Here is a 25,641-nt window from a genome sequence, read left to right on the forward strand (position 1 = left end):
ATAAGATTTTACAATTCCTCGTCTTTTTGTCCCATCATCATCAAATAAGCTTTTAAAAACGGATCAATTTCACCATCCATAACACCATCCACATCACTAGTTTCATAACCCGTTCGCACATCTTTGACCAATTTATACGGATGCATTACATAATTGCGAATCTGTGAACCCCATTCAATTTTCATCTTTTTGGCTTCAATTTCATCGCGCATAGCTTGACGTTTCTTGAGTTCCATTTCATACAATTGTGATTTAAGCAATTGCATGGCTTTGGTTTTATTGTCCAGCTGTGAGCGGGTTTCTGAATTTTCAATGATAATTCCGGTCGGGTGGTGGCGCAAACGAACCGCCGTTTCAACTTTATTTACATTCTGACCTCCGGCACCGCTTGAGCGCATGGTTTCCCAAGAAATATCAGCCGGATTGATGTCAATTTCAATCGTATCATCAGCCAGCGGATACACATAAACCGAAACAAACGAGGTGTGTCTTTTGGCATTGCTGTCAAAAGGCGAGATGCGCACCAATCTATGCACGCCGTTTTCACCTTTTAAGTAACCAAAAGCAAATTCGCCTTCAAATTCCAAGGTAACCGTTTTGATTCCGGCCACATCACCGGGCTGAAAGTTAAGTTCTTTAATTTTACAACCAAACTTTTCACCCCACATCATATACATACGCATGAGCATTTGGGCCCAATCACAGCTCTCAGTTCCACCGGCTCCGGCCGTAATCTGAACCACCGCGCTCAACGCATCGCCTTCATCCGAAAGCATGTTCTTAAACTCAATATCTTGAATAAATACATCAGCCAAATGATATTGCTCATCTAGCTCATCTACAGTAAGTTCACCTTCTTTATAAAATTCAAAAGCCAGCTGAAGTTCGTCGGTAAGCACGATCGCTTTGTTGTAGTCTTCAACCCATTTTTTCTTAGAGCGCAGACTGCGAATCATGGCTTCGGCTTCTTTGGCATTATCCCAAAAACCGGGCGCTAACGTTTTTTCTTCTTCGTTGGTAATTTCAATGATTTTGGCATCAATGTCAAAGATACCTCCTCAACGCACCAAGGCGTTCTACAATACCTTTGATTTGTTCGGTAGTTGTCATAAATTATAATTATTTTTGGCGGTGATTTTTTGTAGCTAATCCCGCTATCCGTTGCAATCTTTTTGTTTTTGTCACCCCAAGCGCAGTCGAGGGAATTTTTGCAAACAAAAAGGATTTCCACTACTATCGGGGCTAGGGATACCGTTTTTAAATCACAAATTCAAGCACAAAAGTAAACTTTCCCCAATTGATATGGAAATAAATTTAATCAGCGACACCGTTACCAAACCCAGTCCTGAAATGCTTCAAGAAATGTTCAAAGCCCAAGTAGGCGATGACGTTTTTAAACAAGATCCAACAGTCAATGCCTTTGAAAAAGCCGTCGCCGATTGGTTTGGTAAAGAAGCCGCCCTGTTTTTTCCGTCGGGCACTATGGCCAACCAAACTGCTATTAAACTCAACACCCAACCGGGCGATCAAATTATTTGCGATAAATGGTCGCATATCCACTTGTATGAAGCCGGCGGTGCCTCATTCAACAGTGGTGTCAACTTTAACTTGATCGATGGAAACCGCGGAATGATTACCGCAGAACAGGTTAAAGCCGGCATCAACGACCCGGAGTTTTATCATGCACCCAAAACCCAAATGGTCAGCATTGAAAACACCACCAATCGAGGCGGAGGCGCTTGTTACGATATCGAAGAGCTTAAAAAAATCAAAACGGTTTGCCAAGAACACCACTTAAAATATCACCTTGATGGAGCGCGTCTGTGGAATGCACTCGTAGTTAAAAATGAACACCCAAAACAATACGGTGAATTGTTTGATACTATTTCGGTTTGTTTTTCAAAAGGCCTCGGAGCGCCGATTGGTTCCGTGCTTTTGGGCGATGCCGAAACCATGAAACGCGCGCTGCGCATCCGAAAAATCTTTGGTGGCAATTTGCGGCAGTCAGGTTATTTGGCAGCGGCCGGTTTGTATGCGCTCAAAAACAACATTGTTCGTTTGGCTGATGATCATCGAAGAGCTTTTGAACTCGGTCAAATGCTCAAAGAACTTTCTTGGGTTGATTCAGTTGAAGAGCCTGAGACCAACATCCTGATATTCTCTGTTCGAGCGCCATTAGACGAAAAAACCGTGATTGAAAAACTCAAGTCCAAAGGCATTATGATTAGCTCTATGGGGCACGGAAAATTGCGCATGGTTACACATTTAGATTACCGACAAGTCATGCATGAATATGTAGCTGAGCATTTGCGCAAAATCACTTTTTAAAAAACAATTTGTTTGGCCATGCTGATGATTCCGATGAGTAAAATCAACAACAGTGATATTTTCTTGAATCTCTCTTGCGGAATATGATTCAAAATTCGCTTGCCAATATAGGAACCGATCAATCCTATAGCAAACAAAAAAGGCACATAAATCATTTGGCTTTCATGTACATAACCTTGATCGTAATAAACAAGTGTTCGGGTTAAATCAATCATCAAATCAATCGCTGCCGAAGTGGCAATAAAAGCGCTTTTCTCCATATTGAAAGCAGCCATCGTGAGTCCGCGAATAGCGCCGCCGGTGCCCAATAATCCGGCCGAAAAGCCCGATAAAATCCCGCCCACCGTTGCGTTATCCCGCGTAGGCGCAAATGAAAAATTCTTTTTGACAAGGAAAAATAAACTCAAGGCCACCAAAAAAATACCGAGTAAAATTTCTAAGATTTTCGGATCGAGTTTGCCCGACTCATGCGCGCCTAATATCACAAAAACCACCGAAGGCAAACCGATATTGAGCAACATTTTTCTATCTAAACCTTTCCGGAATAAAGCTATTTTACTTAAGTTGCTCGACAGATGAAAAACGGCCGTCATGCCCAAAACCGAATAAAAATCAAAGTAAAAGTTTCCAATCGGCACAAAGAAAACAGACGAGCCAAAACCGCCAATGGTTCCGATGATTTCAGCGATGAGCGCCCAAAATAAAAAACTGAAACGCAGGTTCATTTTATTTAAACATATCCAAACCCGGAATGTTCGGCATACCTTGTTTGGCTACAGCAGCCAGTTCAGCTTCATTTACGTTTGTAGCTTTTTCAATAGCTTTATTGAGCACTAAAATCAAATAATCTTCTAGTTGTTCTTTGTCAGCAAGCAAAGCATCATCAATAGCAATTGATTTAATTTTTCTATTGGCCGTCAAAGTTGTTTTTAACAATCCATCAGCACTTTGTTCATCTACCAAAACGGTGTCTAATCTTTTTTTGGTTTCTTCAATTTTTTGTTGGGTTTCTTTGAGTTTGCCCATCATTCCCATCATATCTGAAAACATGTTGATAAAATTTACAGGTTATAAAGCCGTAAAATTAGTACTTTGCCCTAAAGAATTATTAAAAGCTCATGAAAAAACAACCCTATATATTCTTGCTTTCGCTTATTTTTGCCGCTGCTTATGCACAACCTAAAAAAGCGAAGATGACAAAAAATATGCAACCGCCCGTAGCGACTGTAAAACCACATAAACTGGAAAAATTTTCTGATATACGAATCGATAATTATTTCTGGCTCAACGATCGAGAAAACCCTGACGTAATTGATTACTTAAACAAAGAAAACGAGTATTACCAAGCGGCCACGGCGCATACGGCACAATTTCAGAAAGATTTATTCAATGAAATGAAAAGCCGCATCAAAGAAGACGATGAGTCGGTTCCGTATTTATACAACGGCTATTATTACATCACGCGTTTTGAAAAAGGGCAAGATTATCCGATTTATGCGCGCAAAAAAGCCAGTCTTGATGCGCCCGAGGAAATCATGTTCAACGGCAATGAAATGGCTAAAGGACACAAGTTTTTTCAACTTGGCGGCATCAGCATCAGCAATGACAATCGATTGGCGATTTTTTCTGTGGATGTTGTGGGCAGACGCATTTATACCACACAATTAAAAGATTTACAAACCGGAGAATTACTATCAGATAAAATTGAAAAATGCACCGGAAACGTGGCTTGGGCCAACGACAACAAAACCTTTTTTTATACGCGTCAAGACGAAAAAACACTGCGCTCTGACAAGGTTTACAAACATATTTTAGGAACTGATTCTTCGCAAGACAAGCTTGTTTATTTTGAGGCCGATGATACTTTTAATGTATCGGTTTCAAAAGGCAAATCAAAAAAATACATCACCATCAACATTTCGAGCACGCTCACTGATGAATATCGATTCATTTCGGCCGATCATCCCGAGGCTGATTTTGTTATTTTTCAGCCACGCATCCGCGGATTAGAATACAGCATCTCTCATTATAATGACAGTTTTTACATCGTTACCAATGCTGATGATGCCACCAATTTTAAATTGATGAAAACGCCTGAAACGGCAACCTCTAAAGAAAACTGGAAAGATTTGATTCCGCACCGTGAAGATGTTCTGATTGAAGGCATTGATATTTTTAAAGATTATTTGGTGATTTCTGAGCGCAGCAACGGACTCAACAAAATTAAAATTATGCCGTGGAGCGGGGCAGAAGCATATTATTTGCCTTTTGATATTGAAACCTACACGGCTTACACCACAACCAATGTTGATTTTGATACCGATGTTTTGCGCTACGGATATCAATCGATGGCTACGCCTTCATCAATCATCGATTTTAACATGAAAACCAAAACCAAAGAAATCAAAAAAGAGCAACAGGTTTTGGGCGGAAAGTTTGATAAAAACAATTATACCGAAGAGAGACTTTGGGCCAAAGCTGCTGATGGAACGATGATTCCGATGTCAGTAGTATATCGAAAAGGCATCCAGAAAGATGGTAAAAATCCGGTTTTGCAATATGCTTACGGTTCCTACGGAATGTCAATGGATCCTTATTTTTCAACTACGCGTTTGTCGCTGCTTGACCGCGGTTTTGTGTATGTAATCGCACACATCCGCGGAGGCGAAGATTTAGGACGTCAGTGGTATGAAGATGGAAAATTGCTCAAAAAGAAAAATACATTTACTGATTTTATTGATTGCTCAAAATATTTGATTGCCCAAAAATGGACATCGGCTGAACATTTGTATGCCGAGGGCGGATCAGCCGGCGGATTACTCATGGGCGCCGTGGCCAATATGGCTCCAGAATTATACAATGGCATCATTGCACAAGTTCCGTTTGTAGATGTGATGACCACCATGTTGGATGATTCTATTCCGCTCACCACCGGAGAATATGACGAATGGGGTAATCCGAACGAAAAAGAGTATTACGATTATATGCGTTCGTATTCACCCTATGATAATGTACAAGCGCAAGATTATCCGAACATGTATGTATCAACCGGATTGCACGATTCGCAAGTTCAATACTGGGAACCAGCCAAATGGGTCGCTAAATTGCGCGTGATGAAAACCAACCAAAAGCAATTGTTTTTAGACACCAATATGGATGCCGGACACGGTGGAGCTTCCGGAAGGTTTGAAGCATTGAAGGAGCTGGCCAAAGAGTTTGCTTTTTTATTAGATTTAGAAAAAATTCAAAGGTAATTCGAATATTTTTTTTAGCTTTGCAGGGTTTTGTGGTCGCGCTGCATGGCACACCTTGACTAACTATTTTTTTATGAAAGAAGAAATAAAAGCCTACAATAGTGTACTTGAACTGATAGGAAACACACCGCTTATCAAGCTCAATAAAGTTACCGCAAATCTCACGGGTAACTTTTACGCCAAAGTAGAAGCCTTCAATCCGGGACACTCGACAAAAGATAGAATAGCTTTGTACATTATTGAAGAAGCTGAAAGACGTGGCATCTTGAATCCGGGGGATACAATTATTGAAACCACATCAGGAAACACAGGCTTTAGTTTGGCTATGGTAAGCATCATCAAAGGTTACAACTGTATCTTGGCCGTGAGCTCAAAATCTTCGAAAGATAAAATTGACATGTTGCGCAGTTTGGGCGCTAAAGTATATGTTTGTCCGGCGCATGTTTCTGCCGATGACGAACGTTCATATTACAATGTAGCCAAACGTTTGCATGAAGAAATCAAAGGTTCTGTTTACATCAATCAATATTTTAATCAACTCAATATTGATGCGCATTACAAAACCACCGGCCCTGAAATATGGAACCAAACCGCTGGCAAAATCACACACTTAGTGGCTTGTAGCGGAACCGGCGGAACCATCTCAGGAACGGCTAAATTCTTAAAAGAAAAAAATCCGAACATCAGAATTTTAGGGGTTGACGCTTTTGGCTCTGTTCTTAAAAAATACCACGAAACCAAAGAGTTTGATACCGATGAAATTTATCCGTATCGCATTGAAGGTTTGGGCAAAAACTTGATTCCTACAGCTACTGATTTTGATATTATCGATAAATTCACCAAAGTTTCTGACGAAGACAGTGCTCATTTAACCCGTGAAATTGCCAAGACCGAAGGTTTGTTTGTAGGATATACATCTGGCGCGGTCATGCAAGCCATTCGTCAATATGCCGAAGAAGGCGAGTTTGATCAGAACAGTTGCGTAATTGCTATTTTCCCTGATCACGGCTCACGATATATGAGCAAAGTTTTTAGCGATGATTGGATGAGCGACCAAGGTTTCTTTGACAGCATCAATGCAGAAAATGCTCAAAAAGTTGAAATCATTAAATAAATCAAGAGTGAATAATAAAAAAAGCCTCAGTATATACTGAGGCTTTTTGTTTTATAGATTGTTTCTACTATTCGCTTTCTTCCATCGTGTGATAAACGTTCTGAACATCGTCATCTTCTTCAATCTTCTCGAGTAATTTTTCAACATCTGCCACTTGCTCAGGGGTTAATGCTTTGGTCACTTGCGGAATTCGTTCAAAACCAGATGATAAAATTTCAATCTTACGATTCTCTAATTCTTTTTGAATAGCGCCAAAACTTTCAAACGGAGCATAAATCAAAATTCCATCTTCATCATCAAAAACTTCTTCAGCACCAAAATCAATGAATTCAAGTTCTAATTCTTCAGGATCTAAACCAGCCTTAGCAATTCTGAAATTACAGGTGTGGTCAAACATAAATTCTACCGAACCTTGTGTTCCGAGCGTTCCGTTGCATTTATTAAAGTAACTGCGAATGTTGGCCACCGTTCTGTTGTTGTTATCAGTTGCGGTTTCAATGAGAATAGCAATTCCGTGCGGTGCGTATCCTTCAAACAAAACTTCCTTATAATTAGCCGTGTCTTTTTCGGTAGCCTTTTTAATCGCACGCTCAATATTTTCTTTAGGCATATTGGCTGCCTTGGCATTTTGAATCACGGCGCGCAATCTAGAGTTGGCTTCCGGACTCGGGCCACCATCTTTAACAGCCATGACAATATCTTTCCCAATTCTGGTAAAAGCCTTGGCCATCGCGGCCCAACGCTTCATTTTTCTTCCTTTTCGGAATTCAAACGCTCTTCCCATTTCTGATTATTTTATTTGCGTGCAAACTTAGTAATTGCACTTATTTTTAAAAAATCTTTGTCTTATTTTTTATCTGTTATTTATTTCTTATAAAACGGAAGCTTGACCACTTGGGCCGGCACATCGTTCTTGCGGATTCTTATATAGATATTGCTCTCCAAAGCACTGTGCGCGGTGGTTACATAGCCTAAACCGATTCCTTTGTTCATGCTTGGCGACATGGTTCCTGAGGTGACTTTTCCAATCACATGACCGGCAGCATCTACAATTTCATAATCCTGACGCGGAACAGCGCGCTCGAGCATTTCAAACGCCACCAATTTGCGGCTTACGCCATTCTCTTTTTGTGCTTTCAAAGCTTCGGAATTGACAAAATCTTTGGCGAATTTGGTAATCCAACCCAAACCGGCTTCCATGGGCGAAGTAGTATCGTCAATATCGTTTCCGTATAAACAAAAGCCCATTTCTAAACGCAAAGTATCACGTGCTGCCAAACCAATCGGCTGAATTCCGAAATCTTTTCCGGCTTCAAAAACGCGGTTCCAAATCGCTTCAACTTGATTGTTTTTACAATAAATTTCAAAACCACCCGAACCGGTATATCCTGTAGCCGAAATAATCACATCGTCAAAACCGGCAAAATGACCCACCACAAAATGGTAGTATGCAATCGAAGCCAAATCAACCGAAGTCAATGATTGCATTGCTTCAACCGCTTTCGGACCTTGAATCGCGAGCAAGGCATAGTCATCTGAAAGGTTTTGCATCACCGCTCCGGTATCGTTGTGCGCTGAAATCCAAGCCCAATCTTTATCAATATTCGAGGCGTTTACCACGAGCAAATATTCTTCTTCAGCCATTCGGTACACAATCAAATCATCCACAATACCGCCGTCATTATTGGGCAAACACGAATATTGTGCACGACCAATGGTCAGCGTCGAAGCATCATTTGATGTTACTTTCTGAATCAAAGGCAAAGCGCCCGGGCCACTGAGCAAAAACTCACCCATATGCGACACATCAAAAACTCCCACGCCATTGCGAACGGTTTCGTGTTCAACATTAACCCCTTGATAGAGAATAGGCATATTAAACCCAGCAAACGGCAAAATCTTAGCGCCGAGTTGTTCGTGAATGTGCTTGAGCGCAGTATCTTTCATGATAAAAAGCTTTAAAAATTTGTGCCGCTAATGTATTTAAATTTTATCGATTTTTTGAACTCTTTTGCGGTAGATTTTCAGTAGCTTTTTCCGGCTGTGCGCTGTAGTTTTGCGCGCTATAAAAAAGCGCACAAAAGCTGCCGCTGCCATCCGGGCTAGGGCATTTCAGGGCGCAGAAAACAGCTTTAACACGAGATAATTTTGTACTTTTAAGTCAAATTACTTTTATGAATCTTCCGGTTTCTATTTCAGCTTCAAGCATCGCTCAAATATATCGCGTACCTTCAGCCAATGCGCATAAAGGAACCTTGGGTCACGCACTCATCATTGGTGGTAGCTACGGAAAAATCGGTGCGGTGTGTTTGGCCTCCAAAGCAGCGCTCAAAAGCGGTTGTGGTTTGGTTACCGCATTTTTGCCCGAATGCGGTTATTCTATCCTGCAAACTTATGTTCCTGAAGTCATGGTGCAAACCGATGTTCATCAAAAACACATCACACATATTCAATACCCTATTCAGCCGTCAGCCATCGGAATCGGTCCGGGCATAGGGCAGGAGCCCCAAACACAAAAAGCTTTTCATCATTGGCTCCAACAGCAAACCCAGCCTATAGTGATTGATGCCGATGCGCTCAATATTTTAGCACAAAATCCTGATTGGCTTTCATTTATTCCGGCGCAAAGTATTTTAACACCGCATCCTAAAGAACTTGAAAGACTGATTGGCTCTTGGAAAAATGATGATGAAATGCTTCAAAAAACCATTGATTTATCACAAAAACATCAATTGGTTGTTGTGGTTAAAGGTGCCCCCAGCCGAGTTGTTTTCGGGCCCAATATCCACCTCAATACCACCGGAAATGTTGCTCTGGCCACCGCTGGCAGTGGCGATGTACTCACCGGAATCATCACCGGTTTATTGGCACAATCTTATGCTCCGCTAGAGGCGGCTATTCTTGGGGTTTATCTACACGGAAAAGCCGCTGATATAGCAGTTCCTGAAATGGGTACACAGGCTTTTATCGCCTCAGATATTCTGAATTATTTGGGCAAAGCATTTTTGACTTTGTCTTTAGGATAAGGCATTTAAAAAATCCTTGAGCTCATCATAAGTTTTGATTGGCTTTTTTATTTTTTCTTTACCCATTACCGTTTGAATCTGCTCTGGAATAGGCAATGTAATGTTGAGCTCTTTTTCAACAGTATCTAAAAACTTAATCGGATGCGCGGTTTCTAAAAATACACCCACTGCGTTTTTGTAACCTTTGAGTTCTTCTTTGAGGCCCAAATAACCAACAGCTCCGTGTGGTTCGGCAATGTAACCGGTTTGATCATAAACTTGTTTCATCGCGTCAACCGTTTGTGCATCAGTGTATGAAAATGAGGTAAAATCTTTTTTGAATTGCTCTAAATCATCATGATAAAGCGCTCGGATTCTGATAAAATTGCTCGGATTCCCAACATCCATTGCATTAGATAGCGTAGCCTTTGAAGGTTTGGGTTCGTATTTTCCGGTTTTTAAAAACTCCGGAACTGTATCGTTAATATTGGTTGCAGCTACAAAATGCAAAATCGGTAAGCCCAATCTTTTCGCCATAATTCCTGCGCAAATATTCCCAAAATTGCCACTCGGGCAAGAAACTACCAGCGGTTTTTGAGTCTTGCGCAATTGCTTGTACGCAAAAATAAAGTAAAACATTTGTGGCAACCATCGAGCAATGTTGATTGAGTTGGCCGAAGTTAAATTCAGGTGTGCCAATGACTCATCTAAAAATGCTTTTTTGACCATGTCTTGACAATCGTCAAAAACACCGTCTACTTCCAAAGCGCGCACATTTTGCCCAAGCGTTGTAAGCTGTCTTTCTTGTATATCACTCACTTTTCCGGACGGATACAGAATCACCACATCTACACCGGGAACTCCGAGAAATCCGCTGGCAACAGCACCTCCGGTATCGCCTGAAGTAGCCACTAAAACGGTATTTTTCTGATGGGGTTTATTTTGATTAAAATAGGCCAAACACCGCGACATAAAGCGTGCGCCTACATCTTTAAAAGCCATCGTTGGCCCATGATATAATTCAAGCGAATAGATATTCTCTTCAACCTTAACCGTCGGAAAATCAAAACACAAAGTTTCAGCAATGATTTTTTTGAGTTCGCCTTCCGGAATTTCATCGCCTACAAATTGTTTGATGGCTTCATATGCAATGGTTTCATTACTCAGATGGTCAATATTTTCAAAAAAAGCCGCCGGTAAAGGTTTGATTTCTTTCGGAAAATAAAGTCCTTTATCGGGTGCTAATCCTTGAATGACCGCTTCTTCAAAAGAAACTTCAGGTGCTTGTTGGTTTAAACTGTAGTATTTCATAGAATGCGAACGCCTTCGGCGCTAATTTTTGATACGTGAATTTCAAATGGAATTTGGGTGGTTCTGAAAGTTTCTGTCATAGCTTCGGCTACTTTTTGCGCTATTTGTTTTCCACGACTCAGCGCAAACACTGATGGTCCGGAGCCAGAAATGCCTGAGCCTAAAGCACCGCTTTGTATGGCAGCTGCTTTTAACTCGCTAAATTTAGGAATAAATGGCCCGCGCAAAGGTTCAACAATTACATCTTGCAACGAGCGACCGATCAAATCGTAATCAGATTGATACAATCCGGCCACCAATCCGGCCACATTGCCCCATTGTGTGATGGCACTTTTGAGCGCCACTTCGGGTTTGAGCACCGCACGCATTTCAGAGGTTTTGAGTTCAATTTGCGGGTGAATTACGGTAGCATACAATTCATCAGGGCTATGAATTTCAATAACATCCAACGGATCATAACCGCGTACAATGGTAAATCCGCCGCAAAGGGCAGGAGCTACATTATCTGCATGGGCGCTACCACTGGCCAAAACTTCGCCTTGCATGGCAAAAGCAACTAATTGATTTCGGGTAAAAGGTCTTCCTGCCAATTCATTGATACCAAATACAGCACCGGCTGCGCTTGCTGAACTGCTGCCGATACCGCTGCCGGCTTTGATTTTTTTGTAGATTTCAATTTCAAAACCAAAATCAACATCGAGCTGTTCTAACAAAGCCAAACCTGCCACGCCGGCAACATTTTTTTCGGTTTCAAGCGGTAAATCTGCTCCTTCAATTTTAGTAATCCGAATACCTTTTTGCGCTGATTTGCGAATAATCATTTCATCGCCAACATGATCCAGACAAGCGCCCATGACGTCAAATCCGCATGAAAGATTAGCAATAGTAGCCGGACAAAAGAGTTTTATTTCCATTTTTAAGATTCTGAGTGCCTGAGTAACTGAGATTCTGAGACAGAGTTCAGGTAAACGAGGAAAATAAATTACATATTTTACAAATACTCAACTGCTTACTTTCTGAGCAGCTCAGTGTCTTTTAAACATTTCCGATTCTGATGACATCGGCAAAAATTCCCGAAGCTGTAACCGCTGCTCCGGCACCGGCACCTTTAATCAGTAAAGGTTGGTCTACATATCTGTCGGTATAAAACAATACGATATTGTCTTTGCCTTCAAGATTATAGAACGGATGATCTTTCGGAATCATTTGCAAACCAACTTGTGCTTTCCCGTTTTCAAACTGTGCTACAAACTTCAGGCGACAATCTTGCGCAACGGCATCGGCCAAAAGTTGGTCAAAGTGAGCCGCATGCTTGATGAGCGATTTAAAGAAATCATCGTTGTTGGTGGTATCCATACATTCTTTGGGCAGGAATGAATTGTTGACAATGCCTTCCATTTCCATTTGATAACCGCTTTCGCGAATAAGGATCAAAATCTTTCGCGCCACATCTACGCCACTTAAATCAATTTTCGGATCAGGTTCTGTAAAACCTTGAACGCCTGCTTCTTTTACTACATCATGAAAAGAATAAGTCGGGCTGAAATTATTGAAAATAAAGTTCAAACTACCCGATAAAACGGCTTGAATTTTATGCACTTTATCACCCGATGCAATCAAATGTTTGAGCGTGTCAATAATAGGCAAACCGGCTCCGACATTGGTTTCAAACAAGAAAGGCGCATTGTATTTACGCGACAATTGTTTGAGATGGCTGTAGTTTTCATAAGCCGAAGAACAAGCAATTTTATTACAAGTAACCACGGCGATGCTTTTGCTCAAGAATCGGTCATACACTTCGGCCACATCTTCATTAGCTGTATTGTCAACAAAAATACTGTTGCGCAAGTTGAGCGATTGTGTTTGCTCAATAAACTGTTCTCTGTTGGCGGGTTGTCCGTGGCTGTCCAATTTATTTTTCCAGTCGTTGAGCGCGATTCCCTCTTCTGCAAAAAGCATTTTTCTGGAATTTGAAAGCGCTACCACGCGCACATTGAGTTTGAGGTTTTCTCTGAGAAATTGGGTTTGTTGATGAATTTGATCAATAAATTTCTCACCTACATTACCCACGCCCATGACAAATAGATTGAGCTGTTTGGTGTTGTCTTCAAAAAAGCGCTCATGCAAAGTATTCAATGCTTTTTTAACATCGCGTTCATTGATGACTACTGAAATATTTCGTTCAGACGCACCTTGTGCAATCGCGCGAATATTGACATTGTTTTTACCTAAAGTACTAAACATTTTTCCGCTGATCCCTTGGTGGTTTTTCATGTTTTCGCCCACGAGCGCTACGATGCACAAATCCTTTTCTACAATACACGGATCAATTTTATTCTGGGTAATTTCAATTTCAAAAGCTTTGTTAACTACAGATTCAGCTTTGTCCGCATCGGCATTGAGAATACCAATACAAATAGAATGTTCTGACGATGCTTGAGTGATAAAAATAACATTGATGGATTCATTTGAAAGCACTTCAAACAAACGTTTTGACGAGCCAGCCACACCAATCATACCCGAACCTTCCAAAGTAAGCAATGATATTTTATCAATGTGCGAGATTCCTTTGATCGGATTGTCTTTGGCAGAAACATTGGAGGTAATAAGCGTTCCGGCGGCTTCAGGTTCGAAGGTATTTTTAATCAGAATAGGAATATTCTTTTTGAGTACCGGCTGAATCGTCGGCGGATACAAAACCTTTGCTCCAAAATGCGACAATTCCATTGCTTCTTGATACGATATCACTTCAATAGGTTGCGCCTGAGGAACAATCTTCGGATTGGCCGTAAACATACCATTCACATCAGTCCAAATTTCTAGTTGGCTAGAATGCAACGCGCCGGCTAGAATAGCTGCGGTATAATCAGAACCGCCACGGCCCAGTGTAGTTGTGTGGCCGTCATTGGATGAAGCAATAAAACCCGGAAATATCGTCACAGAGTTTAATGATGATTTGAAAAAATCAGCAATGAGTTGGTTGGTTTGGTTAAAATCAACCACAGCTTTTCCGAAATGATTGTTGGTTTTAATGACTTCGCGGCTGTCTTTATATCCAGCTTTGGCATCCTTTTGCTGATAGGCTTTAGCAATAATGCGCGAAGAAAGTAATTCGCCAAAACTCAAAATAGCATCTGAAGTTCGATTGGATAATTCTCCGAGCAAATAACAGCCGTCGAGCAAGGTTTTGAGTTGATTGATATCGGCATTAATCACATCAATTAAATCAGCTTGTTCCGAAAGCGGAATCAGTTCATCAATGGCTTCTTTGTGCTTTTGCTCAATGGTGTTGATGATTTCTTTATAGGCTTTATCTTTGGCTGATGCTTTTGCTCCGGCGCTCACGAGCATATCGGTGACACCGCTAAAAGCCGAAACCACGACGGCCAATTTATCTTTTTGAGCATAATCGCCCACAATTTTTAAGACTAAGGATATATTTTTTGCATTGGCTACTGAAGTGCCGCCAAATTTGAGAACATTCATGAGGTTTTGTATTTATTGATTTGTAAACAATTCATAGTGGTGTATCTTTTCTCACCAGAAAAAACAACTAAAGCTTATATGTAGAAACGATTACCCCAAAGGGGTGGTAGTGGTTGATGTAGCAGTAGTAACCGTCAAAAATGCGGTTAAAGACAAAGTCGTATATCTGCTAGAATACATCATGGTTGATGAGTTAAGAATTTCAAATGTATAAGAATTTAGTTAAGATTAAAAGATAAAATTCATTTTTGCGAAATATTTATTTTGAATGCTTTGTCATTTTAACAGATTGACTGAATTGAAAGTTTCAAGCATTAAAAATAACGATTCATTAAATAATTGTTGAATCTTATCAACAAACCTTGCTTTTTAACACGCGTTTACTGAATTTTGATGCTTTAATAAGCTTCAATTTCATGGAAAACACGCACTACATCACTTCAGATGTACTCTCAATAGAACTCATCCAGCAAATCATCAGCAACCAAACAAAGCTCGCCCTTTCAGAAGAAGCACAGCTCAACATTGATAAATGCCGCGAATACCTTGACCAAAAAATGGCCGCCAATGATGATCCGGTTTATGGTATCAACACAGGTTTTGGTTCCTTATACAATGTGAAGATTTCAACAGAAAATTTGACCAAATTGCAAGAAAACTTGATGAAATCACATGCTTGCGGTACGGGTGATGAAGTTCCGCATGAGATTGTCAAAATCATGTTGTTGCTCAAAATTCAATCGCTGAGCTACGGATATTCGGGCGTTCAACTCAAAACTGTTGAGCGTTTGATTGATTTTTACAACTGCGATGTTTTACCAATTGTTTATACACAAGGTTCATTGGGCGCTTCGGGCGATTTGTCTCCGTTGGCTCATTTGTGTTTGCCCTTGATTGCTGAAGGCGAAGTGTATTATGACGGATTTCGTCAACCGGCAGCAAAAGTATTGAACAAAATGGGGTGGGAGCCTATTACTTTGCAATCTAAAGAAGGTTTGGCTTTGCTCAACGGAACCCAATTTATGAGTTCTTATGGCGTATATGTTTTGATTAAAGCCATGAAACTCTCGTGGTTTTCTGATTTAATCGGAGCCATTTCTCTCGAAGGATTTGACGGACGAAAAGAACCGTTCAATGAGCTGATTCATTTGATTCGTCCGCACAAAGGACAAATCATCACGGCTCAGCGCATGCTTGAGTTTTTAGAGGATAGTCAGATTGTAGCACAACCCAAAAAACACGTTCAAGATCCGTATTCGTTTAGATGTATTCCGCAAGTGCACGGCGCTTCTAAAGATTCTATTGATTACGCTAAAAAAGTCATCAAAACCGAAATCAATTCAGTAACTGATAATCCGAATATTTTTATTGAAAGCGATGTGATTGTTTCTGGCGGAAATTTTCACGGCCAACCTTTGGCATTGGCACTAGATTTCTTAGGCATTGCTTTGGCTGAATTGGGCAGTATTTCTGAGCGCAGAACCTACCAACTAATTTCTGGCCTTCGCGGATTGCCTGCTTTTTTGGTGGATAATCCGGGCTTAAATTCTGGCTTTATGATTCCGCAATATACCGCAGCGAGCATCGTCAGTCAAAACAAACAATTGGCAACACCGGCCAGCATTGACAGCATAGTTTCGAGCAATGGGCAAGAAGATCACGTAAGCATGGGCGCGAATTCGGCCACCAAATGTTTGAAAATTGTCGAAAATCTTGAGCGCATTTTGGCTATTGAACTCATGAATGCCTCTCAGGCTATTGAATACCGAAGACCGCTACAATCCAGTGAATTTATAGAAACGTTTTTGAAATCTTATCGCGCTGAAGTTCCGCTGGTCAAAGAAGACCGCATTTTGCATTACGACATCGAGAACTCAATTGCCTTTTTGAATAGCTTTATGCTCGACGAAAGTATATTCGAGTAATTTTTTTAGAAGCTGATCCGGCTGTACACTACAATCTTTTGTCCCGAACCACGGCACAAAAGGATTTCCGCTGCCATCCGGGCTAGGGCATTAGTTCCGAAAGTTAACTCCCGATATTGCCGAGTGTTTTGTGGATTTTTCGCTTGTGACGCGTTTGTCTGAGCGATTCATTACCCGAAATAATACTAATGTTTCCATCAATTTCAAACATGGCCAACTTCACATCTTTGTGATGCTCAACGCCGTGTTCGCGCATGGCTTCGTCTAATTCTTCTGAGCTAATGCCGAGTTGAGCAAGCGTTTTGTATTCCACTTTTCCGTTGTGAATCAGAATCTCAGGTTTGTCTTGAACCCAGTTTTTAATCCAAGTAGATTTGGCCATCACACGCTTAAAAATCATGTTGATCAAAAACAGCGAACCTGCCGCCATAAGTCCACCGGCAAGCGAAGTATCACTGCCCACCATTGCATTTTGTACCGCATTACTTATCAGTAATACCAAAATAATGTCGGCTATATTGAGTTGTGAGAGCTCTTTTTTACCAAAAATACGCAGCGCAATAATCATAAAAAAATAGACCGCTAAGCTGCGAACAACAATATCTATAAACGGATATGTTGTGCTAAAATTCATTAATTTCTGCGTAAAAGCATCGTGGTGTGCATACAAGGGTAGATATCCTCAATACGCTTGATGTTCCAATCCTTTTCAACCATAGCAGCAATTTTTCTGGTTTTGTAGGCATTGCTGATGGGCAACATATTGAGTGCGATTCCATATTTACTTTGCCCTAAAACACCTCGTATTTCTTCAATTTTAAAATGGGTGTCGAGTTTTTTAAGTACAGTTTTGGTAAACGGCCATTCCCAATCTTTATCACTTTGAAACGGACGATATGCAGCCCGAAGCAATTTAATCGGAAGGCTGGTTTCAAGCGGGTCGTATGAAACGATGATGCCACCCGGTTTGAGTTTTTCTTTGATGCGATCAATCAGTAAATCAAAATTTTCAAAATGATGCAAAACCCCATAAGCATATACAATATCAAAATCAGTATCTTTAAAATCAGGTGAGAAAAAGTCTATAGCGATGGCTTTGGCATTCGGGCAATTGCGTTCTTCAATTCTTTTTTGCAAACTGGCAATGGCTACATCGCTCAAGTCAATTCCGATGTATTCTTTGGCATTTTCGGCCATGTATAATGACAATGCATTTCCGCGTAAGCACCCTAAATCAAGTATTTTTTTATCTGACAAATCACCCATCCAAACTTTGTGTTCATTGTACACGCGGTCTTTGATGTCAAATTTCTTTCTGAAATCACTGAGTAATCCGTTGCGCAAGTTTGACCACAGTGTGGTTGCAAAATTGGTTTTGGCACGGCCGTCTGTATTGTAAAATTCTTTTTGTCTCTTGTTGATTTCGAGGATATCTTCGGTAGTTTTCATAAAGATTTTGACTTGTAAGGCACAAATATAATGAGATTAATTAAGGTAATTCGCACCTTGTATAAAAAACAAAGCCACGAATTTCATCAGAAACAACTCGTGGCTTTGAACGGAATAAATAAAAATTATTTGGCCGGTTTTTCGGCTTTATTGATTTTAATGTTTAACTCTTGCGCACCATCTTCAATATCTAAGAATATTTCATCACCAGCGGCAATTTTTGAAGTAATAATTTCTTCAGCTAAAACATCTTCAACATATTTTTGGATGGCTCGTTTGAGCGGTCTAGCTCCGAATTGTTTGTCAAAACCTTTCTCGGCAATGAATGCCTTCGCCGGATCTGAGAGTTTTAAATTGTAACCCAAATCAGCTACACGAGCATACAACTTTTTAAGTTCAATTTCTATAATCAAATCAATATCGGCTTTTTCAAGCGCGTTGAAGACGATTACATCATCAATTCTATTTAAGAATTCAGGAGCAAAAGTTTTCTTGAGCGCATTTTCAATAACGCTTTTAGAATTTTCATCAGCTTGAGCTGTTTTTGCAGCGGTTCCAAAACCAACACCTTGCCCAAAATCTTTAAGTTGACGAGCACCAACATTCGAAGTCATGATAATAATGGTGTTTTTGAAATCAATTTTGCGGCCCAAACTATCAGTCAAGTAACCGTCGTCTAAAACTTGCAACAACATATTGAACACATCTGGATGCGCTTTTTCGATTTCATCTAAAAGAACCACACAATAAGGTTTGCGACGCACTTTTTCGGTGAGTTGACCGCCTTCTTCATAACCTACATATCCCGGAGGCGCACCTACCAAGCGTGAGATTGAGAATTTCTCCATGTATTCGCTCATGTCAATACGCACCAAAGCATCTTCTGAATCAAACAATTCACGAGCTAAAACTTTGGCCAATTGTGTTTTACCAACCCCGGTTTGTCCTAAGAAAATAAATGAGCCAATCGGTTTGTTTGGATCTTTCAATCCGGCGCGATTACGTTGAATGGAACGTGCAATTTTTAAAACAGCATCTTTTTGCCCAATTACTTTATTTTCAATTAATTCAGGAAGATTAGCTAGCTTATTGCTTTCGGTTTGTGCAATGCGATTAACGGGTATTCCGGTCATCATTGAAACCACATCGGCAACATTTTCTTCGGTAACTACGATGCGGTTGTTTTTAGATTCTTCTTCCCATTGTTCTTGGGCAATAGCAAGGTCTTTTTCGATGCGTTTCTCATCATCGCGCAACTTAGCTGCTTCTTCGTATTTCTGTTTTTTAACGACTGTATTTTTGGTTTCGCGCACTTCTTCTAACTGACGCTCTAATTCAAGAATTTGTTTCGGAACCTCAATATTAGTGATGTGCACGCGTGAACCAGCTTCGTCTAAAGCATCAATTGCTTTGTCCGGCAAGAATCGCTCTGACATATAGCGGTTGGTGAGTTTCACACATGCTTCAACTGCTTCAGGTGTGTAAATTACATTGTGGTGATCTTCATATTTATTTTTGACGTTGTTGAGAATCATGATGGTTTCATCAACAGAAGTCGGCTCGACAATGATTTTCTGAAAACGTCTTTCAAGTGCACCGTCTTTCTCAATATACTGACGATATTCGTCAAGCGTAGTAGCGCCAATACATTGAATTTCGCCACGCGCTAAAGCCGGTTTGAACATATTCGAAGCATCGAGTGAACCAGTTGCGCCGCCCGCACCAACAATGGTGTGAATTTCATCAATAAACAAAATAATATCGTCGTTTTTCTCGAGCTCGTTCATCACGGCTTTCATGCGCTCTTCAAACTGACCGCGGTATTTGGTTCCCGCTACAAGGCTCGCCAAATCTAGGGTAACCACGCGCTTGTTAAACAAAATGCGCGATACTTTTTTCTGGGTAATTCTCAACGCTAAACCTTCGGCAATAGCTGATTTACCAACACCTGGTTCTCCGATCAACAACGGATTGTTCTTTTTGCGACGGCTCAAAATCTGCGATACGCGCTCAATTTCTTTTTCGCGACCCACCACCGGATCTAATTTTCCTTCTTCGGCCATTTCAGTCAAATCACGACCAAAATTATCTAGTACAGGAGTTTTAGATTTTTTGTTTGATTTGTTGGCCGGATTATTAAAACTGCTTTCTTTAAAACTGTCATCTTGTCCCGGATCATCGTTATAAGATTCGTTTTTTGGCAGATTGTCTATAAAATTATCTTCGTTTGGTGTCATATTTAAATATTGTTCTTTGGCTGAATCGTAATCAATTTTTAATTTATTGAGCAATTTGGTTGTCGGATCGTTCTCATTGCGCAAAATACATAACAACAAATGCGCTGTACTGATAGACGAACTCTGAAAAACTTTAGCTTCTAAAAAAGTGGTTTTCAATGCGCGTTCTGCCTGACGCGTTAAATGAAGGTTTTTCTTTTCATTAACAGCCACAGCATTAGGATTGGCTGGACTCAGAATTTCAACCTTTCTGCGCAAATGATCTAAGTCAACTGCTAAATTATTGAGTATGGTTATAGCCTTTCCGTTTCCGTCTCTTAAAATTCCCAGCATCAGATGCTCAGTACCAATAAAGTCGTGGCCTAAACGCAAGGCTTCTTCTTTGCTGTAGGTAATAACATCTTTAACTCTTGGCGAAAAATTATCATCCATAAATAGTAAGGTTTGGTCTTGTAAATTTAATAATTCTGCGGCCTTTAGTCAAAAACTGTTCCTGTCAGAAGTATTGTCAGCTAATTGACAAAAAATATTCAAAAAAAAATAGGGCGCAGATACGAACTTATCAACCGAAAAACAGCCCGATTTTGTTAATAAATAGACGAAATTTAAGAAGGTTTTATAACGAATAAATTTTCGAGAAAGGTTATATTAGCGGGATTTTAAAAACAGAATAAATTTAAACCAATTAGTATATGTCAGACGGAGAAAAGTTAATCCCGATTAACATCGAAGACGAAATGAAATCAGCTTACATCGATTATTCGATGTCGGTTATTGTATCGCGTGCGCTTCCTGATGTTCGAGACGGACTCAAACCTGTACACCGCCGCGTTTTATACGGAATGTATGACCTCGGTGTATTTTCTAACCGCCCACACAAAAAATCCGCAAGAATTGTCGGAGAAGTTTTAGGTAAATATCACCCACACGGAGATACCTCAGTTTACGACGCTATGGTGCGTATGGCTCAAGAATGGAGCTTACGTTATTTGATGGTTGACGGACAAGGTAACTTCGGATCTATTGACGGCGACAGTCCAGCAGCGATGCGTTATACCGAGGCGCGACTCAAAAAATTATCTGAAGACATCATGGCAGATATCGACAAAGAAACGGTTGATTTTCAACTCAACTTTGACGATACCTTATATGAGCCAAAAGTAATGCCTACACGCATTCCGAATTTGCTCATCAATGGAGCTTCGGGTATTGCCGTGGGTATGGCAACCAATATGGCGCCGCACAACCTTTCAGAAGTGGTTGACGGAACCTTGGCCTATATTGACAACAACGATATTGAAGTTGACGAACTCATCAATTATATCAAAGCTCCTGATTTTCCTACAGGCGGTGTAATTTATGGCTATGAAGGTGTTCGCGAAGCTTTCAAAACCGGACGCGGACGAATTGTCATGCGCGCCAAAGTAAACTTTGAAGAAGTTGAAGGTCGCGAATCAATTGTTGTGACTGAAATTCCTTATCAAGTCAACAAAGCCGAAATGATTCGAAAAACGGCTGATTTGGTCAACGAGAAAAAGATCGAAGGCATTTCAAACATCCGTGACGAATCGGATAGAAACGGAATGCGCATTGTATACATCCTCAAGCGCGATGCCGTGCCGAATGTCGTACTCAATACCTTATTTAAATATACCCAACTTCAATCATCGTTTAGTGTGAACAATATTGCGCTCGTGAATGGTCGTCCGCAAATGTTGAATCTAAAAGATTTGATTCTGCACTTTGTAGATCACCGACACGATGTAGTAGTTCGTCGCGCTCAATTTGAATTGCGAAAAGCCGAAGAACGCGCACATATTTTAGAAGGTTTGATCATTGCTTCTGACAACATTGACGAAGTAATTGCTCTTATTCGCGGCTCTAAAAATACCGATGAAGCCCGTGAGAAATTGATGGAGCGTTTTAGCTTGACCGATATTCAATCGCGTGCTATTGTTGAAATGCGTTTGCGTCAACTCACCGGACTAGAGCAAGACAAATTACGTGCTGAGTATGAAGACATCATGAAACTCATCCAAGAATTGAAAGATTTATTGGCGAGCAAAGAACTTCGTATGGAGCTCATCAAAAAAGAATTGATTGAAGTAAAAGAAAAATACGGCGACGAAAGACGTTCAACTATTGAATATTCTGGTGGCGATGTGAGCATTGAAGATTTAATTGCCGATGAAAATGTGGTAATTACCATCTCGCACGCGGGTTACATCAAACGTACATCGCTTTCAGAATACAAAACCCAGAACCGCGGTGGTGTAGGGCAGAAGAGCGCCGCAACGCGTGATCAGGATTTCTTAGAACATTTATTTGTAGCCACGAATCACCAGTATTTGTTGTTCTTTACCCAAAAAGGAAAATGTTTCTGGATGCGTGTATACGAAATTCCGGAAGGTTCAAAAGCCAGCAAAGGCCGTGCGATTCAAAATCTCATCAACATTGAGAACGACGATAAAGTCAAAGCTTTTATTTGCACCAAAGACTTAAAAGACGAAGAATACATCAACAACCATTTTGTGATTATGGCCACCAAACAAGGTCAGGTCAAAAAAACACCGTTGGAACAATATTCACGTCCACGTCAAAACGGTATCAACGCGATTACCATTCGCGAAGACGACGAACTCATCGGAGCAAAACTCACCACCGGAAACAGCCAAGTTTTGATTGCTGTAAAATCGGGTAAGTTGGTTCGCTTTGAAGAGAGTAAAACGCGTCCGATGGGTAGAACAGCTTCAGGAGTTCGCGGTATTACTTTGGCCAGCGAAAAAGACGAAGTCATCGGCATGGTAGCTATTGACGAAAAAGAAGTCAATGAAACGCAATTACTGGTTGTAACTGAAAACGGTTATGGAAAACGCACCAAGCTTGTGGATGATGACGGAGAAGATGTTTACCGTATTACCAACCGTGGAGGAAAAGGTGTCAAAACTTTAAATATTACCGAAAAAACCGGACAGCTCATTTCAATTAGCGATGTAACCGATGAAGATGATTTGATGATCATCAATAAATCAGGATTGACCATCCGAATGGAAGTATCGAGCCTCAGGGTTATGGGTCGCGCTACCCAAGGTGTCAGACTCATTAATATTAAAGGTAATGATTCTATTGCGGCGGTAACCAAAGTTATGAAAGAAGATGAAGAAGCTGAAGGTCAAGATTTAGACAGAGAAATCTCTGAAACTGATTTAACTTCAGACGAAATCAACGAAACTCAAGAATAATTAATTAATTCTATCACCATGAAAAATAAACATTTCATAGTTGCGTCTGCTTTGATGATTTCTTTGGGAAGTTTTGCTCAAAAAGATCAAATTAAAGCTGCTGAAAAAGCGCTCAAAAATGAAAACCCAACTGAGGCGCTTGCATCACTAGGTCAAGCCGAATCATTAATTTCTAATGCTTCTGAAGCCGAAAAAGCTCAATATTATTTTGTGAAGGGCAATGCACACAAAGCATTGGCAACCAAGAAAACTGAAGTTTCCAAAAATTTATCGGCGGCGGCGGCGGCTTATCAGCAAGTCTTGAGTATTGAAAAAGCAGCAGGGAAATCTAAATTCACCGAGCAAGCACAAACTTCACTAGCCGAAGCCAAAAACGATTTGGTTAATGCAGCTATTGAAGCCGGTAAAGCCAAAAACTACTCTGTAGCTGCCGATTTATTATACGCGGCTTATCAAGCAGACAAGTCAGATATGGAAAAATTGTACTATGCTGCAAGTTATGCTACCAACGGTGAGCAATTTGACAGAGCTTTGGAATACTACAGCGAACTCAAGAAACTCAACTATTCTGGCGAAGGAACTAATTACTACGCTAAAAATGCTGTTAACGATCAAGAAGAATTTTTTGGAAATACTGCAGCTGCAAAAACTGACCGTGATACCAAAGTTCGCTTAAAGTTGTATAGTGAGCCAAGAGATGAAAAAGTTCCATCTAAAAAAGGTGAAATTTACAAGAATACAGCGCTCATTTTGGTACAGCAAGGAAAAACGGATGAAGCCAAAAAAGCACTAACCGAAGCCAAAACAGCAAATCCTGACGATACATCAATTATGTTAGCCGAAGCTAATCTTTATTTAGAACTCAAAGATTTAGCAACCTACAAAAGATTGGCTGGTGAACTTCTTGCTAAAAATCCTAACGATGCTGACTTAGCCTATAACATTGGGGTTATTTCATCTAAAACAGATGCCGTTGAAGCCGAAGGTTACTATAAAAAAGCCATTGAAATTGACCCCAAGTATACCAATGCTTATTTGAACTTGGCAATTTTAAAACTCGATGGCGATAAAAAATTTGTTGATGAAATGAACAAATTGGGCAACTCAGATAAAGACAATAAACGTTACGAAGTACTTAAAAAGCAACGAAACGAAATGTTTAGCTCAACTTTGCCTTATTTAGAAAAGGCTTATGAACTTGATCCAAAAAATGAAGATGTGGCCAATACACTTTTAAATGTTTATGGCGCGCTTGAAATGATGGACAAGAAAAAAGCACTAAAAGCTAAACTCGGAAAATAATTTCAAAAGCAATTCATCAAAAAAGCCTGTCTTACTCGGACAGGCTTTTTGATTTATATAATTTTCTTAATCACTCTCAATTTGTGTGTATGTCGATTGGTTTCGGCATTAAAAATACCCAAATGATCCAATCGGTCAATCCGAACTTTACCGCTGGCATGAATGATATAATTGTCATCCATGATGATGCCTACATGAATAATATTGCCTTCTTCATTGTCAAAAAAAGCCAAATCACCGGGCTCACTTTCTTCAATAAAACTCAGTGCATCGCCTTGGGTGGCTTGTTGTGACGCATCGCGTTGCAAAAAATAACCGTTGAGTTTATACACCATTTGGGTAAAACCAGAACAATCAATCCCAAACGGTGTTTTTCCGCCCCACAAATACGGTGCATTCAAATACATAAATGCCGTATTGATTAAATTGGCTTTTGATTTCAAACCGCTGATGCGCAAACCTTCAAAGCTAAATCCAGCCGTATTGATATCTGCATGGTTTAAAAATGACAACGAAGCTCCGAGCGGAATCGGCATCAACAAATGGTTCGGCGAGGTAATATATTCCACCAAATCAGAATTCAGCACAACCGCATCATTGCTCAGTTGCTGGTATTGTTGTTCCGAAATTTCCTGAAATTGTTTTGAATCAACCCAACCTTCATAACCGTCGTACTGCAACGCAATTCTGGCCCATTGTTTTTGACGTTCGAGCACCTTAAAATGCTCGCCAAACAACACCTGCGATACAATCTCGCTTTTGTCGCTGGCTTCTGCCCGCAAAGGAATAATGGCTAAATTACAGATTCCGTACATTCGATTTATGTTGAATGTTAAATGATAAATTTTGAATGGTTAGAAGCTGGTACCTGCTTTCCACTATATCTTTTGCGCCAACCAACTTTAAGATAATTTGATAAATTAAACGCTGGCACAAAAGGATGCCGTTGCAATCAGGGCTAGGGCAGTACACTTGAAGCAATCAACCA

The 25,641-nt window shown here is 40.4% G+C and carries 19 protein-coding genes; 7 read left to right on the plus strand and 12 right to left on the minus strand.

What is annotated here, in order from left to right; genetic code table 11:
- Positions 1–8: 8 nt before the first annotated feature.
- Positions 9–1,110, minus strand: a protein-coding gene (prfB, locus tag KIH23_RS05640) for a peptide chain release factor 2 (protein ID WP_213211864.1) whose coding sequence is annotated in 2 segments (ribosomal slippage) — positions 9–1,046 and positions 1,048–1,110 — 1,101 coding nt in all. Because the reading frame shifts where the segments join, the coding sequence is not laid out codon by codon here.
- A 192-nt stretch (positions 1,111–1,302) separates the two neighbouring features.
- On the opposite strand from prfB, the gene KIH23_RS05645 reads away from it, so the two are divergent.
- Positions 1,303–2,328 carry a threonine aldolase family protein gene (locus tag KIH23_RS05645; protein ID WP_213211866.1) on the plus strand — a complete coding sequence of 342 codons (1,026 nt, stop codon included), beginning with the start codon at positions 1,303–1,305 and terminating at the stop codon, positions 2,326–2,328.
- Here the strand turns inward: KIH23_RS05645 and KIH23_RS05650 are convergent.
- Positions 2,325–3,053: a sulfite exporter TauE/SafE family protein gene (locus KIH23_RS05650; RefSeq protein ID WP_213211868.1), complete on the minus strand. Its 729-nt coding sequence runs from the start codon at positions 3,051–3,053 to the stop codon at positions 2,325–2,327. The genes KIH23_RS05645 and KIH23_RS05650 overlap by 4 nt on opposite strands.
- A 1-nt stretch (position 3,054) precedes the next feature.
- On the minus strand, positions 3,055–3,378 hold the full coding sequence (locus KIH23_RS05655) for a YbaB/EbfC family nucleoid-associated protein (protein ID WP_213211870.1): 324 nt from the start codon (positions 3,376–3,378) through the stop codon (positions 3,055–3,057).
- Positions 3,379–3,446: 68 nt separating this feature from the next.
- Between KIH23_RS05655 and KIH23_RS05660 the strand changes: the two genes are divergently transcribed.
- Positions 3,447–5,582, plus strand: coding sequence for a S9 family peptidase (locus KIH23_RS05660; protein WP_410505123.1), 2,136 nt, complete (start codon positions 3,447–3,449; stop codon positions 5,580–5,582).
- A 73-nt stretch (positions 5,583–5,655) separates the two neighbouring features.
- A complete protein-coding gene (locus tag KIH23_RS05665) occupies positions 5,656–6,696 on the plus strand; it encodes a PLP-dependent cysteine synthase family protein (RefSeq protein ID WP_213211872.1) in 1,041 nt (346 codons plus the stop codon).
- Positions 6,697–6,763: 67 nt separating this feature from the next.
- Here KIH23_RS05665 and KIH23_RS05670 read toward each other — a convergent pair whose 3' ends face one another.
- Both KIH23_RS05670 and gcvT read right to left on the minus strand, forming a co-directional pair.
- On the minus strand, positions 6,764–7,480 hold the full coding sequence (locus KIH23_RS05670; protein WP_213211874.1) for a YebC/PmpR family DNA-binding transcriptional regulator: 717 nt from the start codon (positions 7,478–7,480) through the stop codon (positions 6,764–6,766).
- Between the two features lie 80 nt (positions 7,481–7,560).
- Positions 7,561–8,643, minus strand: coding sequence for a glycine cleavage system aminomethyltransferase GcvT (gene gcvT, locus KIH23_RS05675; protein WP_213211876.1), 1,083 nt, complete (start codon positions 8,641–8,643; stop codon positions 7,561–7,563).
- Positions 8,644–8,870: 227 nt separating this feature from the next.
- On the opposite strand from gcvT, the gene KIH23_RS05680 reads away from it, so the two are divergent.
- Complete coding sequence (locus KIH23_RS05680; RefSeq protein ID WP_213211878.1) at positions 8,871–9,722, plus strand: NAD(P)H-hydrate dehydratase; 852 nt, start codon at positions 8,871–8,873, stop codon at positions 9,720–9,722.
- On the opposite strand, the gene thrC is transcribed toward KIH23_RS05680, so the two are convergent.
- From thrC to thrA, 3 genes are all read right to left on the minus strand, one after another.
- The gene (gene thrC / locus KIH23_RS05685; protein WP_213211880.1) at positions 9,714–11,012 is read right to left on the minus strand and encodes a threonine synthase; all 1,299 of its coding nucleotides are present in this window, start codon (positions 11,010–11,012) and stop codon (positions 9,714–9,716) included. The genes KIH23_RS05680 and thrC overlap by 9 nt on opposite strands.
- Entirely contained in the window at positions 11,009–11,926 is a 918-nt protein-coding gene (locus KIH23_RS05690; protein WP_213211882.1) for a homoserine kinase, read from the minus strand. Before KIH23_RS05690 ends, thrC begins: the two co-directional genes overlap by 4 nt.
- 121 nt (positions 11,927–12,047) lie before the next feature.
- Positions 12,048–14,498, minus strand: a complete 2,451-nt coding sequence (gene thrA, locus KIH23_RS05695; RefSeq protein ID WP_213211884.1) for a bifunctional aspartate kinase/homoserine dehydrogenase I — start codon at positions 14,496–14,498, stop codon at positions 12,048–12,050.
- 416 nt (positions 14,499–14,914) lie between these two features.
- Here thrA and hutH point away from each other — a divergent pair, with 416 nt between their 5' ends.
- The gene (gene hutH / locus KIH23_RS05700) at positions 14,915–16,423 is read left to right on the plus strand and encodes a histidine ammonia-lyase (protein ID WP_213211886.1); all 1,509 of its coding nucleotides are present in this window, start codon (positions 14,915–14,917) and stop codon (positions 16,421–16,423) included.
- Between the two features lie 103 nt (positions 16,424–16,526).
- Here hutH and KIH23_RS05705 read toward each other — a convergent pair whose 3' ends face one another.
- The 3 genes from KIH23_RS05705 to KIH23_RS05715 form a co-directional block, all read right to left on the minus strand.
- Positions 16,527–17,057 carry a DUF421 domain-containing protein gene (locus KIH23_RS05705; RefSeq protein ID WP_249684803.1) on the minus strand — a complete coding sequence of 177 codons (531 nt, stop codon included), beginning with the start codon at positions 17,055–17,057 and terminating at the stop codon, positions 16,527–16,529.
- A complete protein-coding gene (locus KIH23_RS05710; protein ID WP_213211888.1) occupies positions 17,057–17,872 on the minus strand; it encodes a class I SAM-dependent methyltransferase in 816 nt (271 codons plus the stop codon). Before KIH23_RS05710 ends, KIH23_RS05705 begins: the two co-directional genes overlap by 1 nt.
- A gap of 125 nt (positions 17,873–17,997) precedes the next feature.
- Positions 17,998–20,541: an ATP-dependent Clp protease ATP-binding subunit gene (locus KIH23_RS05715; protein ID WP_213211889.1), complete on the minus strand. Its 2,544-nt coding sequence runs from the start codon at positions 20,539–20,541 to the stop codon at positions 17,998–18,000.
- Between the two features lie 260 nt (positions 20,542–20,801).
- On the opposite strand from KIH23_RS05715, the gene gyrA reads away from it, so the two are divergent.
- Together gyrA and KIH23_RS05725 are read left to right on the plus strand one after the other, a co-directional pair.
- Positions 20,802–23,351 carry a DNA gyrase subunit A gene (gene gyrA / locus KIH23_RS05720; RefSeq protein ID WP_213211891.1) on the plus strand — a complete coding sequence of 850 codons (2,550 nt, stop codon included), beginning with the start codon at positions 20,802–20,804 and terminating at the stop codon, positions 23,349–23,351.
- A gap of 18 nt (positions 23,352–23,369) precedes the next feature.
- A complete protein-coding gene (locus KIH23_RS05725; RefSeq protein ID WP_213211893.1) occupies positions 23,370–24,653 on the plus strand; it encodes a tetratricopeptide repeat protein in 1,284 nt (427 codons plus the stop codon).
- Positions 24,654–24,706: 53 nt separating this feature from the next.
- Here KIH23_RS05725 and KIH23_RS05730 read toward each other — a convergent pair whose 3' ends face one another.
- Positions 24,707–25,468, minus strand: coding sequence for a C40 family peptidase (locus KIH23_RS05730; RefSeq protein ID WP_213211895.1), 762 nt, complete (start codon positions 25,466–25,468; stop codon positions 24,707–24,709).
- Positions 25,469–25,641 lie beyond the last annotated feature (173 nt).

The organism is Flavobacterium sp. CYK-55, assembly GCF_018413465.1.
Classification (GTDB): Bacteria; Bacteroidota; Bacteroidia; order Flavobacteriales; family Flavobacteriaceae; genus Flavobacterium.

Coding starts and splice junctions, on each gene's coding strand:
- KIH23_RS05715 (WP_213211889.1), bottom strand. CDS start 20,541: ATGGATGATAATTTTTCGCCAAGAGTTAAAGATGTTATTACCTACAGC.
- KIH23_RS05690 (WP_213211882.1), bottom strand. CDS start 11,926: ATGGAAATAAAACTCTTTTGTCCGGCTACTATTGCTAATCTTTCATGC.
- KIH23_RS05730 (WP_213211895.1), bottom strand. CDS start 25,468: ATGTACGGAATCTGTAATTTAGCCATTATTCCTTTGCGGGCAGAAGCC.
- KIH23_RS05665 (WP_213211872.1), top strand. CDS start 5,656: ATGAAAGAAGAAATAAAAGCCTACAATAGTGTACTTGAACTGATAGGA.
- KIH23_RS05680 (WP_213211878.1), top strand. CDS start 8,871: ATGAATCTTCCGGTTTCTATTTCAGCTTCAAGCATCGCTCAAATATAT.
- gcvT (WP_213211876.1), bottom strand. CDS start 8,643: ATGAAAGATACTGCGCTCAAGCACATTCACGAACAACTCGGCGCTAAG.
- KIH23_RS05710 (WP_213211888.1), bottom strand. CDS start 17,872: ATGAAAACTACCGAAGATATCCTCGAAATCAACAAGAGACAAAAAGAA.
- KIH23_RS05650 (WP_213211868.1), bottom strand. CDS start 3,053: ATGAACCTGCGTTTCAGTTTTTTATTTTGGGCGCTCATCGCTGAAATC.
- KIH23_RS05705 (WP_249684803.1), bottom strand. CDS start 17,057: ATGAATTTTAGCACAACATATCCGTTTATAGATATTGTTGTTCGCAGC.
- KIH23_RS05725 (WP_213211893.1), top strand. CDS start 23,370: ATGAAAAATAAACATTTCATAGTTGCGTCTGCTTTGATGATTTCTTTG.
- KIH23_RS05660 (WP_410505123.1), top strand. CDS start 3,447: ATGAAAAAACAACCCTATATATTCTTGCTTTCGCTTATTTTTGCCGCT.
- thrA (WP_213211884.1), bottom strand. CDS start 14,498: ATGAATGTTCTCAAATTTGGCGGCACTTCAGTAGCCAATGCAAAAAAT.
- hutH (WP_213211886.1), top strand. CDS start 14,915: ATGGAAAACACGCACTACATCACTTCAGATGTACTCTCAATAGAACTC.
- KIH23_RS05670 (WP_213211874.1), bottom strand. CDS start 7,480: ATGGGAAGAGCGTTTGAATTCCGAAAAGGAAGAAAAATGAAGCGTTGG.
- thrC (WP_213211880.1), bottom strand. CDS start 11,012: ATGAAATACTACAGTTTAAACCAACAAGCACCTGAAGTTTCTTTTGAA.
- gyrA (WP_213211891.1), top strand. CDS start 20,802: ATGTCAGACGGAGAAAAGTTAATCCCGATTAACATCGAAGACGAAATG.
- KIH23_RS05645 (WP_213211866.1), top strand. CDS start 1,303: ATGGAAATAAATTTAATCAGCGACACCGTTACCAAACCCAGTCCTGAA.
- KIH23_RS05655 (WP_213211870.1), bottom strand. CDS start 3,378: ATGTTTTCAGATATGATGGGAATGATGGGCAAACTCAAAGAAACCCAA.